This is a genomic window from Paenarthrobacter sp. 10N417, assembly GCF_056394745.1.
Window position 1 is genome coordinate 146,078 of the sequence record NZ_JBFTIL010000006.1, and the last position, 17,857, is coordinate 163,934.

Genomic DNA, 17,857 nt, shown 5'->3' on the forward strand with positions numbered 1-17,857 from the left:
GCACTGACGGAGACAGATAATGATGAAGCAAGTGACCCTCGGCCTGGTGGGTGTCGGTCGGATTGGCGTAATGCACGCCAAGAACATCAGCGCGCTCAACCACGTCCTGAACCCGGAGGGTGTCCAGGTCCAACTCAAGCTGACCGACGTGGCGGAGGAACACGCCCGATCCGTGGCTGCTGAATGTGGAGCGGAATTCCTTGGTTCGGTGGCGGAGTTGATCACCTCGGGTGTGGATGGACTGGTGATCGCCACCGGCACGGCGACACACCCGGACCTCATCCGCGCCGGTGTGGATGCTGGGATTCCCGTGTTCTGCGAGAAGCCGGTGGCCGTGAATGTCGCCCAGTCCCTGCCGGTCCTTGAGTACATCCGGGAGAAGGGTGGAACCGTGCAGATCGGCCACCAACGCCGCTTCGACGCCGGCTACCTGGAAGCCAAGCGGGCCTACGAAGCCGGAGAATTGGGCTGGATCCACTCCGTCCGTGCCCTCACATGCGACATGACACCGCCGCCGGTCCAATTCCTGGCAACCTCGGGCGGCCTGTTCCGAGATTGCTCCGTGCACGATTTCGACATCCTTCGCTGGCTCACGGGCAAGGAAATCGTGGAGGTCTACGCCAAGGGCTCCAACAATGGCGACCCCGCAATCGGTGAGGTGGGCGACGTCGATACCGCCCTGGCGGTAGTAACGTTCGACGACGGCACGGTAGGCACGGTCTCAGCCAGCCGTTACAACGGGGCCGGGCATGATGTCCGGCTGGAACTCCAAGGCTCTGATGGCTCAGTGGTGGTTGGCATGGACGAACAGATGGCTGTCCGCTCGGCCGAGCCAGGGGTTGCGTTCCCGTTCGGCAACTCCCACAAGACCTTTGCCGAACGCTTCGACCAGGCGTACCGCTCCGAGATGGCTGCGTTTGTGGAATTGGTCCTCGGGGAACGCAAGAATCCGTGCACTCCCGAGGACGCTGTCGCTGCTTCCAAGGTGGCCGACGCCGCCCAGGAATCCCTCGAAACCGGCGTCCCCGTCCGCGTCGCCCCCTGATCTTCTCTCACATCCTGCGCCTTTTTCCCTGATCTTCTCTCACATCCTGCGGGATTGCCGGCGTTCCTCTCTCCCTTGCTTCAGGAAAGCCACGACGTCGGCACCTGACCTGAGTGCCGACGTCGGGACTTGCCGCGCGGGACGTGAGAGAGGATCGGCCGAAAGGGGCCTCGATGTGAGAGAGGATCGGGCGAAAGGGGCCTCGATGTGAGAGAGGATCGGGCGAAAGGGGCCTCGATGTGAGAGAGGATCGGTCAGGTAGCTGCTGTCAAGGTGGGCGGACGCCGCCCAGGAATCCTTTAAAACTGGCGTCCGGGTCCGCGTCGCCGCCTGATCTTCTCTCACGTCCTGCGGCTTTTTCCCCGATGTTCTCTCACATCCTGATGGATTGGCGGCGTTCGTCTCTCCCTTGCTTCAGTAAAGCCACGACGTCGGCACCTGACCTGAGTGCGGACGTCGGGACCTACCGCTGCGGGACGTGAGCGAGGATCGGGCGAAAGGTGGCCCGATGTGAGAGAGGATCGGGCGGAAGGGGCCTCGATGTGAGAGAGGATCGGGCGGGAGGGGCGTCGATGTGAGAGAGGATCGGACGTAGCTGACGCGGGCCGGATGAGTCTGGGGGAAAACTCCGACCCGCGCCAGGTCTATGGGGGGCTGATCAGCCGATGACCTTCATGGCCTGCCAACCCGTGCCGAGGCTAACGGGCGGAACGTTGCTGAGCGTTCCGCTTCCCGATCCGGGATAGAGCCACAAAGTGTCTCCGATGCGGCCTACGACGTCGTTCTTACCGTCGCCGTCAAGGTCCCGTGGTCCGGCCAGCGCAGTGCGGGTTCCCCAGCCCGTCCCGATCTGCGTCCATTGCAGCCAGCCCCCGGAACCATTGCCCGGATATAGCCATAATGCGCCTGTATCAGTGCGCCGCGCCAGTACATCTGCCTTGCCGTCACCATTGAAATCGCCGCTGCTGAAGATGGAGTTCATGACGCCCCAACCCCAGCCGACTGTGTAGGGAGTCCGCTGTCCTCCAGCGCCATTTCCTTCATACAAACGGAGGTCGCCGTTGCTGCGACGTGCCATGAGATCGGGAATACCGTCACCGCTGAAATCCCCTGGTGAGAAGATCTGCGTCATGGTGCTCCAACCGATGCTGACCTGCTTCCGTGCGCCAAAGCTGCCAGCTCCATCACCGGGATAGAACCACAGGACGTCCCCGGATCGTGCCAGGAGGTCCGGCTTCCCGTCGCTGTTGAAATCGCCCGGGGTGATGGTGTCCGTGTTGGCTGACCAGGCGGGTGCAGCCAAAGCAAGCTGCCGTGGGCCGAGTCCACCTGCGCCGTTGCCGGGATACAGGTACAGGTTCCCGGCGGTATCAGCCGCCAGGACGTCAGCACGGCCGTCACCGTTGAAGTCATGGGCCGACGGCGGTCCGGCTGCGGGAACGGTGTACGTCTGGGTAGCCACAGCCGAAGTGTTGCCTGCGGTATCCACGCCTATGTATTTGAGCGTCAGCGTGGAGCTGCCCATCACAATCGGGCTGGAGTACTTGATGTTGGTAGCAGACTCCGTGGCCGTGGGGGTGCTGCCGTTCGTCGTGTAATAGATGGCCGCCCCAGGCTCGTTGGCTGTCAGCGTGATCGTGGCGCCGCTGGCCAAGGCCCGTGAGGTGGGATTGGCCGTCACAACAGGAGCCGTCGTGTCCGGCGGGACCGTGTAGGTCTGCGTTGCGACGTCGGAGGTGTTTCCAGCCGTGTCCTTCGCGAAGTACTTCAGGGTCATGGGGCCGGGCCCATTGAACGTAATTGGCGCGGTATACACCAGGCCGGCCGTGAGGGGATCAGTGCCGTCTGTGGTGTAACGGATTTCCGCTGGTTCGTTGGCGGACAAGGTGATGGTGGTACCTGTTGCGTAGGCCCCGCCTGCAGGGTTGGCCGTCACGACGGGCTTGGTGACGTCAGGGCCCGTGGAGTACGTCTGGGTGGCCACGACCGAGGAATTGTTGGCGCCGTCAACGGCGAAGTACTTCAGGGTCATCGGGCCATTCAGCGGGATGGGGCTGGCGTACTTGCTGCTCGCCGTCGTGGGGTTGCTGCCGTCCGTGGTGTAGTAGATCGTCGCCGTCTCATTGGCGGTGAGGGTGATGGATTGACCCACAGCGTATGTTCCGCCCGGAGGCGTCGCAGTGACCACGGGGGCAACGTTGTCCGTTCCCAGGTACGCCTCAAACTCGGCCAGACCGGCGTTCGTGGTGGTGGAGCTTACCGAGGTGATGTTCAAACGCACAGAGCTCACCGTCTTTGCCGGGAAGTTGATGGTGAGTCCGGAGCCATTATTGGGAAGGGCAGGGACTGTCACTGTGCTTCCGTCCGAGAACAACAGGTTTCCTCCGGTGATTTGGTCCGAGAGGAGCGGCCGGTCGAACAAGGTCACGGAGTTGATGGTCCTTGTGGGGGAGAAGTTGTATTGAATCCAACTGCCTGCCTTTTCGCCGGCTGTTACCCACTCACGGGTTGCGTCCATGGGAGCGCCCCAGTCGTACCCATCCCGGGCTTTTTCCGGACTTTGGGCTGCTGCTTTCTGGGATGACGCCGTGACGGTGGTCCCTGCAGATTTCGCGGCATTGCCCACCCACTCAATGGCTGTGATGTATTGCCGCTTCAGCCACTCGTCGTAGGGGGAATCGGGGCAACCTTCGCCGGGACTGCTGCAGATATACATGTCGAAATCCGCGAATCGCACGAAGGTGTCCACCTTCGCAGTGAGTTCAGCCCCGGTCACGTTCTGGGGGTATTCGTCAATGACGTATGCGTCGTAGGCCAGGGAAGTGTGGGGGCCGGTGTAACTGCGCGTAGCCAGCTGGGCAAATTTGGCGGTTGCCCAATGGTCGCTGTGGTCGTAAGGGTTGTTAAAGTTGCCAGTCCAATCCTGGGTGCGGAACGTGGTCGGTTGGAAGTTGGCAACCAGCCGGTTCAGCGCAGTCTGGAACTGGGACTTGGTGAACGTGGCGGCATTATCCACGGGCCGGATGGAGGAAAGCCGTCCATCCCAGAGTTTGAGGATGCTCTGATCGTTGTACGCCGCGCTCCCGTCACCATTCGGGAAACCATCGGGGAGCCGCATGAACACTACCGAGATGTTGGGTGCACCATTAAGGGTTTGCATGGTGAGCGGCCGGTTGGGAACCCCTGCGTCCGAGGTCGTCCAGGAATCAGACACCCCTGCCATCTTGGAGTAACTGGCCCTGATTCCGGCTTCCAGGCCCTTCCAGTACGAAGCGCCCTCGCCGGCCTCGCCCGCAGTAGTGAACACCGTTTGGACGCAGCGTTTGGCCTGGATGTCCCTCATGAAGTCCGGGCTAAGGAAAATCAGGTCATCGTCCGTGTGGGCCACGATCTGCATGGCCCCGCCGGTTCCTGCACACGGCGGTACGGCTGACACCGCAGGGGTGGCGGAAAATGCGACGAGTCCCGCGAAGGCCAGGGTCGGACTAAAGATAAAACCCAGAAGGCTGAAAAAATGAGCTTGCCGATTCGCACGACGGACGTATTTTGGACGGTCCACAACCATGCTCCTTTGAGCAGATGTTGGGCCCCCCAGCCGGCAAACTTACGACGCCCATAGGGACGTCATTCGAATGGAGTTATGCGCTAGCCGAGCTCTCAGAGGAACGGAAAGCGATGCAGTGAGCGCTACTGTACTCCTCCGGGCCGGGCCTGAACAGGGTTCCGGCACACTTCCACGAACGCTTTAAAAGGCGCCAACCGCTCCGCATCAGGAAGCTGGGAAGCTTCCGGATGCCACTGCACGGAGGCAACCCAACGGGAAGGGTCTTCAAGCGCTTCCACCGTGCCGTCGTCGGCGATCGCCGTCACCACCAGGCCTTCACCCACCCTGGCCACCGCCTGGTGATGCCCCGAGGCGATCTTGATGGAGGTCCCTTCCGGTGCGCCATAGAGCGCGGCGGTCTTCGAACCGGGTACCAGCACGACGTCGTGCCATGCCCACTCATTGGCAGTGGGGTCGTGGGCATTCAAGCCGTTATGGTTGACGGCCGACGGTGCCATGTCCTGGATCAACGTCCCGCCGTAGAGCACGTTCAACAACTGGTGGCCGCGGCAAATCCCCAGCAGCGGAAGGCCGGCGTCAATCGTGGCCCGGGCGACGTCAATGTCCAGGTGATCCTGTTCCGGGTTGACGTCATATACCGAGTCCTCCGGATCCTGGCCATAAAGACGCGGTTCCAGGTCCCCGCCACCGGGCAGCAGCACGCCGTCGAGCGTTTTCATGACGGAGGCCAGACGCCCGGCGCTGTCGGCCGAAATGGGGGTCAGCAACACCGGCTGTGCACCGGCTTCACGGAGCAAATCCACAATAAAGGTGAACAGTTGGTTGGCTTCGCCCACGCGGGCGTCGGGATTGTCCGAGCTGCTAAGGCGGACCGGAACTCCGATACGCGGCCGGGCGCCGGCGCCGCCCTCATCTGAAGTCTTCATGCTTCATCATGCAACGGAACATCGCCCACACGTAAACGGGACGCAAGCCGCTGAGCGCTACTACGCTGATGCCATGAATCCCTCCGGTGCCTTGAACCCAAGTCCACGGACGCTCGATGTCGAAAGCATCGTCCATTTCGACAAACTGGTTACTTCCGGGGCCGGGTCCATGCACGGCTGGCACGCACAGTCACTGGACCTTCGCGGACGTTCACGGGAACTAAAAATGATGGACCCGCAGGGCGCTATCTTCCTGGGATGCACATTCGACGACGGCATCGAGGAGAGCCTGCGAAGCCGCGGCGCGCTCATCTTTCCCAAGATGCGCGGCGTACCGTTCAACCCGTACCGCGGCACCCTCTACACAGCAACGGAACTCTACGAGGACATTTCCACTACCGAGTATGAAGCCACCCTGGACGCAAGGATTTATGAGTGGAGCATCCTTCCAGGTAAGCGGGCAAGCCTGGACGCCACGCTCGCCGCAGCCCTCCACGACCACGCCATTGGTGATGCACTGGACGAACTGCTGCAAGACGGTGAGCTATCCGGTACCAAGCTGGTAGGCGTCATGGGAGGACACGCCGCCCAGCGCGGAACCAAGGAATTCGCCGACGCCGCGCGGCTGGGTCGCCTGCTGGCGCAAGCCGGATTCACGGTAGCAACCGGCGGTGGCCCCGGCGCCATGGAAGCGGCCAACATGGGGGCCTACCTCAGCGGACTGCCCGACGCCGATTCCAGCGCAGCGCTTCAAACGCTCGCTTCCGTACCGGGGTTCAGGCCCTCGGTGACGGCTTGGGCGCGGCAAGCAGCCGCCGTCGTCGAACGTTACCCGGAAGGCACCGCGACGCTCGGCATACCCACGTGGTTCTACGGCCACGAGCCGCCCAATCTGTTCGCTACTCACATCGCGAAGTACTTCGCCAACGCGATCCGGGAAGCAATCCTCCTGGAGCTTTGCAACGGCGGGATCGTGTTCCTGCCAGGCTCGGCCGGAACCGTGCAGGAGATCTTCCAGGACGCCTGCGAAAACTACTACGGCGCCCCTGAAACCATCACCCCCATGGTCCTGGTGGGCCGCGAGCATTGGGAACAGACGTACCCGGCGTGGCCGATGCTGCGGAGCCTCGCTGCCGGGAGGCCCATGGCGGGCAGGATCTTCCTGGTGGACACCGTGGAGGACGCGCTCGCAGTGGTGGCCGCCGGTTAGAAGACCCTGCTGGAAGGGCTAGAAATCCTTACTGCAGGGGCCGGAACCGAGTTGGGCAAGGCCCGTCTTGTCCCCGGCGGCGTACTCGCGAACCCACGAGGCTTGGTCGTACATCAGTTGGCGGGGGTCATCCACATGGTCCAAACCAAGAACGTGTCCGAGTTCGTGCATGATCACAGCTGTGCCCACTTCCTTGCCTTGGGGCGAGTCCATGATCCCGGCGAACTGTGGTCCATCCAACGAGACCGAGCCGGTCACGTAAGCCTTATAGCCGTTGCTCAGGCCGATGGAGGAACTTCCGCCCAAGCCGACGGTTTGTCCGGTCAGCCGTGGCACCTGCTCCGGCGTGGTCCAGGCAATGAGCACAGGCGCCCAACGGTCACCGTAAGTAGTGGGCTGGTAGCCGGCCCTGTTGGTGCTGGGGATTTCGGACGTCGGACCGTCATAAATGAACTGCAGCCCAGAGGCCAGGCTGGCCTGCCGAACCGCGTCCTCCACCATGGAAGACCAGCTTGTTGGGGCCAGATCCGAGTTCACCACGTAGTGGATCGGCCTGCAGGGAGAGTATGCCAGGGGTGTTCCGTCTTCCTTGACAGCCAGGAATTTGTAGGAAGTGCTGGTCCGCTGCAACGGCGCCGGTGTGCCCAGGGGTGCGTCCGCTTCCTCGAAGCCGGGCAGCGGATCCTGACGTTGGCCGAAGGGAACCAGCCCGGGCCGCGGCGCTTGGCTCTGCGTTGTGGAATCGGACCAGAAACTTTGCAGTTCGCCGCTGAAGTAGGCGCCGGCGCAGACCAAACCGAGGACGGCGAACAGGAACAGGATGGCCGCGATGCTGCTGTGTTTGATGGGCGGCCTGGGCGGCGGCGTGGCATGCTGCTGATAAGGCGGCGGGGGATAGGGGTCTGGCCTCTCTGGCGACCCATAAGGTTCCATCGAACCCCCTCACGGGACGGCCCAATCGGACGGTGAGCGCCGCCGTCGGCCGCTTCCGTCAGGATAGAACCGATGGCGTGGTGAGTCCATGGCGGTTCGCCAGGCTCCGCAGCTTTAGATGTCCTTGCGGCAAGGAGCCGAGGCCAGGAGGTGAAGTCCGTTCAGGTCGCCGGCAGCCAGTCCGTCCGGGGCGCCGATCTCCGGGTACATCAACTGAACGGGATCATCAACGTGATCCAAACCCATGACGTGCCCCAGTTCGTGCTGCATGACGGCCAGCACGTAGTCCGAACCGCCATCCTCGGCAAGGAGCTCCGTCACTTGCGGGGTGTCGAGCTCCAGGCTGCCCGTGATGTAGCTCTTGGCACCATTATTCAGTGAGTACATGGTGCTGCCGCCCGTACCGATGACGCTGTCAGCCAGCGCTGGGGCCGTCTCAGGTGTGGTCCATGAAATCAGCAAGGGCGCCCACCGGTCACCGTACTTGGATGGTTGGTAAGGTTCGCGTTTCCCTGTGGGGAGTTCGTCGGTGCTGCCATCGTTGACGAACTGGATTCCGGACGCCGCGGAAATATTGGCGATTGCGGTGGCAAGCAGTGCATCCGTGCCCTCCGGCGCGGTGGCCTCGTTCACCACGTAGTGCAAGGGCCGGCACGGCGAGTACCCAACCGGGGTGCCGTCGTCGTTGGTTGCCAGGAACTTATATGAATCGCTGGCGTTGGCCGGCGGCGGGGGCGACGCCAGCGGGGCGTCCGCCTCCTCGATTCCTGGCGGCGGCGCGTCCAAGGCACGGGCCGGGGTCTGCTGGATCGGCTCGCTCTTGGGCGAATTGGGCAGGGCCACACCTGGAAACAGCCCGACGATTCGCGGATCGCCGTGGAGCAAACCGCTGACAAGGACAGCCACGACGGCGGCGACACCGGCTATGAGGACGCCACGAAGAATTCGGAGGGTTGTGCCCGCACGGCGGTGTTTTGGCGCGCGCAACGGCGGCTGCTCCGAATCCACGGTTCTCCATTCCCTACGCCCCGGTCACGCGGGGCCGCGCGGAGGACGAACCAACATTACCGCCTAGACGATCATCGTTCCGAACGCGAGGCCAAGCCCATAGGTGGCGGCCGCAGCACCCAGGCCGATCGCCAACTGCCGGAAGCCGCGGCTCAGCGGTGAGGTCCCGGACAACAGTCCGACGACGGCGCCAGTCGCCAGGAGCGCGATCCCCACCAAAACACCGGCTACTGTCAGCGCCGCCACACCCGTCATGCCGAAAATAAACGGAAGGATGGGCACGATGGCTCCGGAAGCGAAGAAGCAGAAGCTGGACATCGCGGCACCCCACGCAGACCCCACGGTTTCGTGGTCGTCAGCGGGTTGCTCCTTCTCCGGTTGCAAGGAAAGGCTTGGATCGCAGTCACAGCTGAAGAGTCCCATGCGTTCGGCCGCGCGGTGCTCGGCGGCCTCGCGGGTCATGCCCCTGGCCAGGTACACCAGCACGAGCTCGTTGTGCTCGATGTCCAGGGAAGGGGCGGCAGTGAGGGTAGCCTGCGTGGGCAGGGTGGCGTTGAGCAACTCCCGTTGCGAGCGGACCGAAACGTACTCACCGGCACCCATGGACAGGGCACCGGCCAGCAAACCGGCCACGCCACTCATGAGGACCACAGGGCTGGGAACGCCCGTTGCGGCCATGCCCATGACCAGTGAAAGGTTGCTCACCAGACCGTCATTGGCACCAAAAACGGCGGCGCGGAAAGTACCCGAAAGCCTGTTGCGTCCACGGGTGGCAAGGCCCCTGACAACTTCTTCATGGATTTGTTCATCGGCAACCATGGCCGGGGTCGCGGCGGGCTCGGCACCGTAAGGGGAGCGGCCCTCCGCGCGCTGCGCCAACGCGAGCACGAAGACCGAACCGAAGTGCCGTGCGAGGAAGCCAAGTAGCTGGCTACGGGTGGAGGCACCCTTCGGCATTCCAGCATGCTCTCCGAGCAGCTTGAGCCAGTGTGCCTCGTGCCTTCCTTCTGCCTCGGCCAAGGCGAGCAGGATCTGGCGTTCCTCGCCGTCGCGACGCTGGGCGAGCTCCCGGTAGACGGCGGCTTCGGCACGCTCATCGGCCAGGTATTGACGCCAGCGCCTGATGTCCGCAGGCGTGGGCGGGACTGGTTGGGGCGGTGTTCCGGATCCGGAGGCGGGGTCCGGAGCGGGGCTCGACGAACCGTGGGATTCCTGGTGCTTTTGCACTTTCTCTCCTGTGCTGGGTGGGGTAGTTGCGGCCCCATTGCAACGCCCACTGTACCGCTTATTGGCGCGGATTTTTGGCCGGTATTCCTTAGCGGGAATGTTCGGCGTGCCTTAATTTTGGGCGCGATCCACGCATGCCTTGACCCTCTTCAAGCACAGTGCTCAGATGGAAGGACAGGGGCGGGGGCCCTCCCCGTACTCGGTCAGCAGGCTGCTTGCCAGCCCACCAGACGGAGGTTGCAGCATGGACACCACCGAACCGCACGCCAACCACCCGGAGCGGGAGACCATCGAGTCGGACCCCGCGTACGACTACAGCGAAGACCAGGAAGTCGACGAACCCTGGGTGGAGGAAATCGACGTCCCGGATGACGACGAGCGGGTTGTTCCCCTGGATGAAACCGAAGAATTCCGTGGGGAAGAAGACGAAGAATTCTAAGCGTCCTCCAAGTGGGTCCTGCAACTCGGGAACCCAAGGTAAAGCGCAACGGCGACGCCGCCCCGAAAACGGGCGGCGCCGCCGTCGAACATTACTTGGGGCTGGGCCTGCTCAGCTAGCTGGCGTTGTGGCTGCTGACGGGGTGGGCTTCCAGGGGCAATTCGTCAGAGACTGCCCCGGCCACACGCTTGTCCCAGGCCGCCCGAACTTCGGGTTCTGTGGGTGGCGTGAGGAGGGAAATTACGACGTACGCCACGAACGAGGCAGCCAGGCCGTAGTAGATCGGTTCGTTGGCGTAGACGCCGTCGACGCTCGGGATGAGTCCAGTGGCGAACAGAATCAGCAAGGCCAGAGTCAAAATAGAGCCCACTGCCATGGACCAGGCAGCAGCGATACCGGTTCCGCGCTTCCAGACGAGGCCACCGAGAATCGCGACGAGGAGACCGCCCACCAGGATGTCGTAGGCAATGGTGAGGGCAACCACCACGTCCTGCGCGGCCATGGAGATCAGCACGGCAACGATGCCCAGGCCAAGAACCCAGTAACGGTTGTCCTTGACGTCGTGCTCAGGGTTTTCGGTGTCGTCAGTGTTGATGGTCTTGCCGAACCAGCTGGCCACGAACGGAACAACATCTGCGCGTGCCACGGTGGCGGCGGCAATCAGGGCACCTGAAGCGGTGGACATCATGGCTGCAACAGCTGCGGCCATGACAAGGCCGCCGATGCCGATGGGCAGGATGTTCGTTGCCACTTCGGCGTACACCACGTCCTTTCCAAGGTTGGCCACATCGATGTTGGGGAGTGCTACCCGGGCAGCCAGGCCGATCAAGGCGCCAGCCACACCGTAGAGGATGCAGTAAACGCCAGCCGTCGCTCCGCCCCAGCGTGCAACCTTGGGAGTTTTGGCGGTGAAGACGCGCTGCCAGATATCCTGGCCGATCAGCAGTCCGAGTGTGTAGACCACGAAGTACGTGATGATCGTCTGGACACCGATTCCGTCAATCTGGAAGAAGCTCGCATCCACGCGTTCACGGATGCCGTCGAGTCCTCCGGCTGCGTTCATGACGAAGGGGAGCATCAGGAAGAAGATGCCCACGGTCTTGATGATGAACTGGACCTGGTCGGCCAGGGTGATGGACCACATGCCACCGATGGTCGAGTAAACAAGCACAATTGCACCGCCGACGGCGATCGCCATCCAGCGCGGCCAATCGAAGAGGACGACAAAGATGGTGGCGTAGGCGCCGGTGGACGTGGCGCAGAGCATGAGGGTGTAGGCCAGCATGACGATTCCGGAGGTCTGCGTGGCCTTGCTGCCGTAGCGAAGGCTCAACATTTGGGAGACCGTGTAGATCTTCAGGCGCTGGATGGTGCCGGCGAAAAGCAGGCTCAGGAGGAGGACGCCAGAGCCGATTGCGACGACGAGCCACATCCCCGAAATGCCGAACTTGTAACCCAAGCCGACGCCGCCGACGGTGGATGCGCCACCGAGGACAACTGCGGCCATGGTTCCGGTGTAAAGGAAGGGGCCCAGACGGCGGCCGGCCACGAGGAAGTCGCTGTTGTTCTTGGTGCGGGACTTGCCCCACCAACCGAATGCAAGCATGGCAAGCAGGTACACCACCACAATGGCGATGTTTATGAACGATGAGTCCATGAGTGGCTCCTTGGAGCTGGTGCACGGAGGTTGGGGTTTTCGACGATACTCCTGGGAATCGCCGAAGTCTCCGTGCTGATGATGGGAGATTGGGTTCGTGTTGTGTGCCTCACAGACAACACTTGTTGCCTATGAGGATATGTTGTGATCGGAGTAACAGTCAAGGGGCTTTGGTCATCGTTGGGCTGTTTGTGGCTCTCACTGCCCGGGATCCCGCTACTATTGCTGCAATGACAGGGCCCAATGACAGGCCTGAAAGGTTCGTGAATGAAGGCTCTCCCCGTTGAACCAAGCAACGTTCCCGTTGCCATTGGTTCCAGAATCCGCGCAGCCCGTCAGGCGCAGCGCCTCACCATCGAACAAGTGGCGGACGCCACGGGGCTGACCAAGGGTTTCCTCAGCCGTGTCGAGAGGGACCTGACATCGCCGTCGGTCGCTTCCCTCGTAACCCTTTGCCAGGTCTTGTCAGTTTCGGTGGGAGACTTGTTTGCCGCTCCGGAAACGCACCTCACCAGGCGCGACGACGGTCCACGGATTTCCCTGGGTGGCCAGGGCATTGTGGAGCGTTTGTTGACTGCCCGATCGGAGCGGCGCCTGCAGATCCTTCAGGCCACCATCGAACCGCGGGGCCGTGGCGAGAACGAGCTATACGCCGTGGACTGCGACGTTGACGTCCTGCACGTGGTGAAGGGGCGCATCAAACTCATCCTGACCAACGAGGAGTATGACCTCGAAGAAGGGGACACCCTCTCCTTCCCAGGCAGGGAACCCCATACCTGGGTCAATCCCACGGACGAAACCGTCGAGGTCCTCTGGGTTCTGGTGCCCGCAGCGAGCCGCTAGGTCTTTCCAAGCAACGCGGCGCAGTCAGCCCACGTGGACCCAGGGCCGGCGGGTGATGTCTGGCTCAGCTTCACGCAGTACCTCGCGAGTCACCGGCGCGATCTCGCCCTCGCCGAAGAACAGGAACTTGCTGAGGTTGGAGATCGGATTGCCCTCGGTCCAGCGGAAGTAGATGTGCGGCATGAAACCGGTGACGTCGCGGATGTGAAGCAAGACGGCGGCAAGGGTGTTGGGCACGTTGTTGCTGTGGACTTCCAGGATCTTGAACCCGTGCCGGAGTTTGCCAACCACCTGGAGCTCCTGCTCGAAGTCTGAGCTGTCATCAACGATGATTTCGATGAACACTGCATCGCAATCAACTGGCAAGTGGTTGGCCTGCTGCGCGTGCTGGAGCTTCTCCCGGTACCGCCCGGCGCTGAGATGCTTTGGTTCATGGGCGATGATCCGGACCGGTCCGTCCACGTTGTTCGCAGTGAATTCGAGGGCAGTCTGGTCCATCTTGATATGGGTGGCCCGGAGCTCGAAGGCACGCCGGATCCGGGAGATGAAGCTCACCACCATGATGGCCAGAATGAACAGTGCGGCGATCTTCAGGCCGTCCGGACGCTCGATCGAGTTGACCACGGTGGTGTAGATGAAGACCAAGGACACGACGCCGAAGCCGATGACCTGTGCCCGCTGCTTCTTTCGCCGGGCGGACAGTGTCACGGCGATGGAGGCGGAGGTGATCAAGACGAGTACGCCCGTGGCATAGGCGCCACCCTGCGCATTGACGTCGGCTTGGAAAATGATCGTCACGATGAAGGCGATGACTGTGAAGACCAGGACGAGTGGGCGCAGTGCGCGGACCCACGCTGGAGCCATGCCGTAGCGCGGCAGGTACCTGGGGACCAGGTTCAGCAGGCCGGCCATGGCCGAAGCGCCGGCGAACCACAGGATAGCGATGGTACTGACGTCGTACACTGTGCCGAATCCGTCGCCCAGGAACTTGTGGGCGAGGAAAGCCAGGGCACGCCCATCAGCCTTGCCGCCGGGTTCGAATTCCGCGGCCGGGATCAGCATGACGGTGGTGAAGCTGGACGTGATGAGGAACGAACTCATGATGATGGCGGCCGTGGTCAGGAGCTTGTGGGCGCCCTTGATCCGGCCGGCTGGCTTGGCCTCAGTGTCGGATGGATGTCCTTTGATCTGGGGCATGACTGCGACGCCGGTCTCGAAGCCCGAGAGGCCAAGGGCCAATCGCGGGAACACGAGCAGCGCCACGGCAATCATCAGGATCGGATCGCCGTGGGATGTGTTGAGCGCAGTCCACCAGTCAGAGATCACCCGCGACTCTGTGAACACGTGGCCTATGGAAACGATGACGACCACAAGGTTCAGTGCCAGAAACGCGGCGACCAGGACGACGGCCACGTTGATGGCTTCCTTGAATCCGCGCAGGAAGACGATGCCCAGTCCTGCAATCAGGGCCAGGGTGATGACAACCTGCTGGCCTTCCAGGAAATGCGGAGCAAAGGGGTTCTCAATGAGGTGCGCGGTAGCGTCGGCGGCGGAGAGGGTGATGGTGATCATGAAGTCCGTGGCCGCAAAACCGAGGAGCGCCAGGACGAACAACTTGCCACCCCATCGAGGAAGCAGGCGCTCCAGCATGGCAATGGACCCCTCGCCCCGAGGACTTTCCCTGGCAACGCGACGGTATACAGGCAGTGCGCCAGCCAGGGTGACGAAGACCAGGAGCAGCGTGGCCAAGGGCGACAGCAAGCCCGCAGCCAGGGCAGCGATTGCAGGTTGGTAGCCCAGAGTCGAGAAGTAGTCCAGGCCCGTCAGGCACATGACCTTCCACCAAGCTTGCGGCTTGTGGGCTTCCGCTGGCTGTCCGTGCGGACCCTGCCGCTTGCCCGAGGTATCCGGCATTCCTTCCAGCAGCCACGATTTGAGGTGGAATGCCTTTTTGAGTCGGTCTGCAGGATCGGCCGGCGGCCTGGTCAGGGTGGTCACGTTGTCCTTTCGGGCAGCAGTGTGCTGCTTAGGCAAGGAGCGTATGGCCGCCGTCAGCGGCTCAACCCCGGTTTTTATGGAATCTTTACGCCTCATGTGACCGGCATCTCACGTGAGCTCATCAGCAAAGGGAACTTGTAAACAGGTGATGCTTATTAGGAAACTTTGAGTGTATGATGGGTGTCACAGTTACTGATTCATCTCGACCTATCCACTAAGGAGTGGCGCATTTTGGAAGAGCTCCGTATTGAAGCCAACGGGAACCTCGGTCCCATCGATTCATCCCGCATCCCGCGCTACGCCGGTGCCGCCACCTACGCCCGCCTGCCCCGCTTGGACCAGGTATCCAAAGCTGACGTCACGGTTGTTGGCGTACCTTTCGATTCCGGTGTTTCCTACCGTCCCGGCGCCCGCTTCGGCGCGAACCATGTGCGTGAGGCCAGCCGCCTGCTGCGCCCGTACAACCCTGCCTGGGACGTCAGCCCCTTCGAGAACATCCAGGTGGCCGATGCCGGCGATATGGCGGTAAACCCGTTCAACATCAACGAGGCCATCGAGACCATCCAGCAGAATGCGCTGGACCTCACCGCCAACGGCAGCAAGCTCGTCACCCTGGGTGGCGACCACACCATCGCCCTTCCGCTCCTGAGGGCAGCAGCAGAGCGCGCCGGTGAGCCGGTGGCCATGCTCCACTTCGACGCACACCTGGACACCTGGGACACCTACTTCGGCGCGGAGTACACGCACGGCACGCCGTTCCGCCGCGCGGTGGAAGAAGGCATTCTGGACACGGAGGCCATCAGCCACGTGGGTACCCGCGGTCCGCTGTATGGCAAGAAAGACCTCGACGACGACCACCGGTTTGGCTTCGGAATCGTCACCTCCGCTGACGTCTACTACCAGGGCGTCCTGGAGACAGTGGCCAAGATCCGCGACCGCATCGGAAATCGCCCGCTGTACATCTCGGTGGACATCGACGTCCTGGATCCTGCACACGCGCCCGGCACCGGTACCCCCGAAGCCGGCGGCATCACCAGCCGTGAACTGCTCGAGATCATCCGTGGTTTCCGTGGCATGAACCTCGTCGGTGCTGACATCGTGGAAGTTGCCCCGGCTTATGACCACGCCGAAATCACTGGCGTTGCCGGCAGCCACGTTGCTTATGAACTGGTAACCCTCATGGCAGACAACGCCGTGGAAGGTGACCGTCACGGTTCACCGAACGGCTACGCCCAGCAGGCCCTCGGCGCCCGCATCGCAGAACTCGCCCAGGCAACGGGCACCGCAGGAGAGACGCGATGATCGATTTCGATCCCGGCACTGCTGCGCCCACGAAGGGCACTGATCAGCGCAACGGCGGGGACCTCGTCGTCGAGACCCTCGAAGCGCTCGGCGCGAAGACGGTCTTTGGCATCCCGGGCCAGCACGCTTTGGGCCTCTTTGACGCCATGGGCCGCGGCAACCTGCACTTCGTTTCCTCCCGTGTGGAGAACAATTCTGCGTTCGCGGCTGATGGCTACTCCCGCGCCACCGGCGAAGTGGGCGTACTGTTCCTGTCCACCGGCCCCGGCGCGCTGACCTCCCTCGCTGGTTTGCAGGAGGCCTACGCCACCGGTGTTCCGATGGTGGTTGTAGCCAGCCAGATTCCGCTTGAGGGCCTGGGCGCTCGCCGCAAGGGCATGCTGCACCAGCTGGATGACCAGAAGGCTTCGGCTGCGAACGTCACCAAGAGCCAGCGCCTGATCCAGCATGCCTCGGGCATCCCGTCGGCCATCCAGGACGCTTGGACCGAGGCGATTTCCTCACCACAGGGCCCCGTATGGATCGAGATCCCGCAGAACGTCCTGCTGGATCCGATCATGGTCCCGCCTGTGGAGGACGCGCTCGCCGAGGCAGCAGACAACCCTCCACGCGTCGAGCTGATCCGCGAGGCCGTGAAGTGGCTTTCGACGGCGGAACGTCCGGCGATCATCGCAGGCGGCGGTACCCGCCGTGGCCGGGCTGAGAAGTCGCTGCTCTCCATCGCCGAGCAGCTGCGCGCACCGGTGATCTGCACCCCTGGCGGCAACGGAGCGTTTCCGTGGAAGCATGAGTTGTCCTTGCAGTCGTGGATCGAGGACCGGTACATGACCGATGTCCTGGAAGATGCAGACGTACTCATCGTCATCGGTTCATCCCTGGGTGAAGTGACCTCCAATTACTTCACGTTCGAACCCCGCGGCCGCATCATCCAGATCGACGCCGAACCTCGCGTCCTCGAATCCAACCGGCCAGGTTTGGGCATCCGTGCCGACGCCGGGCAGGCGCTCGCAGCCCTGGACGAAGCTCTCGCAGCAGCCGGTGCCGCTGACACGGTGACGCGTTCCTGGCATGGCACCGCACCTGAGAACCTGGTGAAGGAAACCCTGGCCAAGGTGAAGGCCCGCCTGGAATCACAGGACCTGGCCAAGGAACTGAAGTTCATGGCCGATATCCGTGAAGCTGTCCCGGCTGACATGCAGACGTTCTGGGACATGACCATCTCCGCGTACTGGGGCTGGAGCTGCTGGGACGCCCGCGAAGGTCAGTTCCATTCGGCACAGGGCGCCGGTGGCCTCGGCTACGGTTTCCCGGCAGCCATCGGCGGCGCCGTGGGATTGGAAACCACGGGCAAACCCAGCAGGGTTCTGGCTGTATCCGGTGACGGTTCCTCCATGTACTCCATCTCCGAACTTGCCACGGCGAAGCAACACAACATCCCGGTCACCTGGCTGATCGTGGACGACGGCGGCTACGGCATCCTCCGCGAATACATGGTGGGCGCTTTCGGCAAGGCCACGGCCACCGAGCTTGCACGACCAGACTTCGTCAAGCTGGCCGAGTCCTTCGGTGTTCCCGCCCGTCGGGTGGCCTCGGAGGAAGTGGGGGACGCGCTCAAAGCGTCCTTCGAAGCTGACGGCCCTAACGTCGTCGTGGTTGAGACGCTGCTGAAGATGTTCGGCCCCACCCACCTGGACCACTAAGTAC

The 17,857-nt window shown here is 62.7% G+C and carries 13 protein-coding genes; 6 read left to right on the forward strand and 7 right to left on the reverse strand.

Annotated features, from left to right (window positions below; all coding sequences use genetic code 11):
• The first annotated feature begins 22 nt into the window (after positions 1 to 22).
• Entirely contained in the window at positions 23 to 1,045 is a 1,023-nt protein-coding gene (locus AC1DCM_RS09590; protein WP_477518141.1) for a Gfo/Idh/MocA family oxidoreductase, read from the forward strand.
• A 658-nt stretch (positions 1,046 to 1,703) separates the two neighbouring features.
• Here the strand turns inward: AC1DCM_RS09590 and AC1DCM_RS09595 are convergent.
• Positions 1,704 to 4,442 (reverse strand): chitobiase/beta-hexosaminidase C-terminal domain-containing protein, encoded by a 2,739-nt coding sequence (locus AC1DCM_RS09595; RefSeq protein ID WP_477518108.1) that lies wholly within the window; start codon positions 4,440 to 4,442, stop codon positions 1,704 to 1,706.
• A gap of 290 nt (positions 4,443 to 4,732) precedes the next feature.
• Positions 4,733 to 5,536, reverse strand: a complete 804-nt coding sequence (locus AC1DCM_RS09600) for a gamma-glutamyl-gamma-aminobutyrate hydrolase family protein (protein ID WP_477518109.1) — start codon at positions 5,534 to 5,536, stop codon at positions 4,733 to 4,735.
• Between the two features lie 73 nt (positions 5,537 to 5,609).
• On the opposite strand from AC1DCM_RS09600, the gene AC1DCM_RS09605 reads away from it, so the two are divergent.
• A complete protein-coding gene (locus AC1DCM_RS09605) occupies positions 5,610 to 6,746 on the forward strand; it encodes an LOG family protein (protein ID WP_477518142.1) in 1,137 nt (378 codons plus the stop codon).
• An 18-nt stretch (positions 6,747 to 6,764) separates the two neighbouring features.
• On the opposite strand, the gene AC1DCM_RS09610 is transcribed toward AC1DCM_RS09605, so the two are convergent.
• The 3 genes from AC1DCM_RS09610 to AC1DCM_RS09620 all read right to left on the reverse strand — a co-directional run bounded on the left by AC1DCM_RS09610 (position 6,765) and on the right by AC1DCM_RS09620 (position 9,914).
• Positions 6,765 to 7,679, reverse strand: coding sequence for a matrixin family metalloprotease (locus tag AC1DCM_RS09610; protein WP_477518110.1), 915 nt, complete (start codon positions 7,677 to 7,679; stop codon positions 6,765 to 6,767).
• Between the two features lie 114 nt (positions 7,680 to 7,793).
• Entirely contained in the window at positions 7,794 to 8,687 is an 894-nt protein-coding gene (locus AC1DCM_RS09615; protein ID WP_477518111.1) for a matrixin family metalloprotease, read from the reverse strand.
• A gap of 63 nt (positions 8,688 to 8,750) precedes the next feature.
• Positions 8,751 to 9,914: a VIT1/CCC1 transporter family protein gene (locus AC1DCM_RS09620; RefSeq protein ID WP_477518112.1), complete on the reverse strand. Its 1,164-nt coding sequence runs from the start codon at positions 9,912 to 9,914 to the stop codon at positions 8,751 to 8,753.
• A gap of 244 nt (positions 9,915 to 10,158) precedes the next feature.
• Here AC1DCM_RS09620 and AC1DCM_RS09625 point away from each other — a divergent pair, with 244 nt between their 5' ends.
• Positions 10,159 to 10,353, forward strand: coding sequence for a hypothetical protein (locus AC1DCM_RS09625; RefSeq protein ID WP_442005842.1), 195 nt, complete (start codon positions 10,159 to 10,161; stop codon positions 10,351 to 10,353).
• A 115-nt stretch (positions 10,354 to 10,468) separates the two neighbouring features.
• Here AC1DCM_RS09625 and AC1DCM_RS09630 read toward each other — a convergent pair whose 3' ends face one another.
• Entirely contained in the window at positions 10,469 to 12,010 is a 1,542-nt protein-coding gene (locus AC1DCM_RS09630; RefSeq protein ID WP_477518113.1) for a sodium:solute symporter family protein, read from the reverse strand.
• 267 nt (positions 12,011 to 12,277) lie between these two features.
• Between AC1DCM_RS09630 and AC1DCM_RS09635 the strand changes: the two genes are divergently transcribed.
• A complete protein-coding gene (locus tag AC1DCM_RS09635) occupies positions 12,278 to 12,853 on the forward strand; it encodes a helix-turn-helix domain-containing protein (RefSeq protein ID WP_017197669.1) in 576 nt (191 codons plus the stop codon).
• A 24-nt stretch (positions 12,854 to 12,877) separates the two neighbouring features.
• Here AC1DCM_RS09635 and AC1DCM_RS09640 read toward each other — a convergent pair whose 3' ends face one another.
• Positions 12,878 to 14,851 (reverse strand): APC family permease, encoded by a 1,974-nt coding sequence (locus tag AC1DCM_RS09640; protein ID WP_477518143.1) that lies wholly within the window; start codon positions 14,849 to 14,851, stop codon positions 12,878 to 12,880.
• Between the two features lie 231 nt (positions 14,852 to 15,082).
• Here AC1DCM_RS09640 and speB point away from each other — a divergent pair, with 231 nt between their 5' ends.
• Both speB and AC1DCM_RS09650 read left to right on the forward strand, forming a co-directional pair.
• The gene (speB, locus tag AC1DCM_RS09645) at positions 15,083 to 16,153 is read left to right on the forward strand and encodes an agmatinase (RefSeq protein ID WP_477518114.1); all 1,071 of its coding nucleotides are present in this window, start codon (positions 15,083 to 15,085) and stop codon (positions 16,151 to 16,153) included.
• On the forward strand, positions 16,150 to 17,853 hold the full coding sequence (locus tag AC1DCM_RS09650; RefSeq protein WP_477518115.1) for a thiamine pyrophosphate-binding protein: 1,704 nt from the start codon (positions 16,150 to 16,152) through the stop codon (positions 17,851 to 17,853). Before speB ends, AC1DCM_RS09650 begins: the two co-directional genes overlap by 4 nt.
• The last annotated feature ends 4 nt before the right edge of the window (positions 17,854 to 17,857 follow it).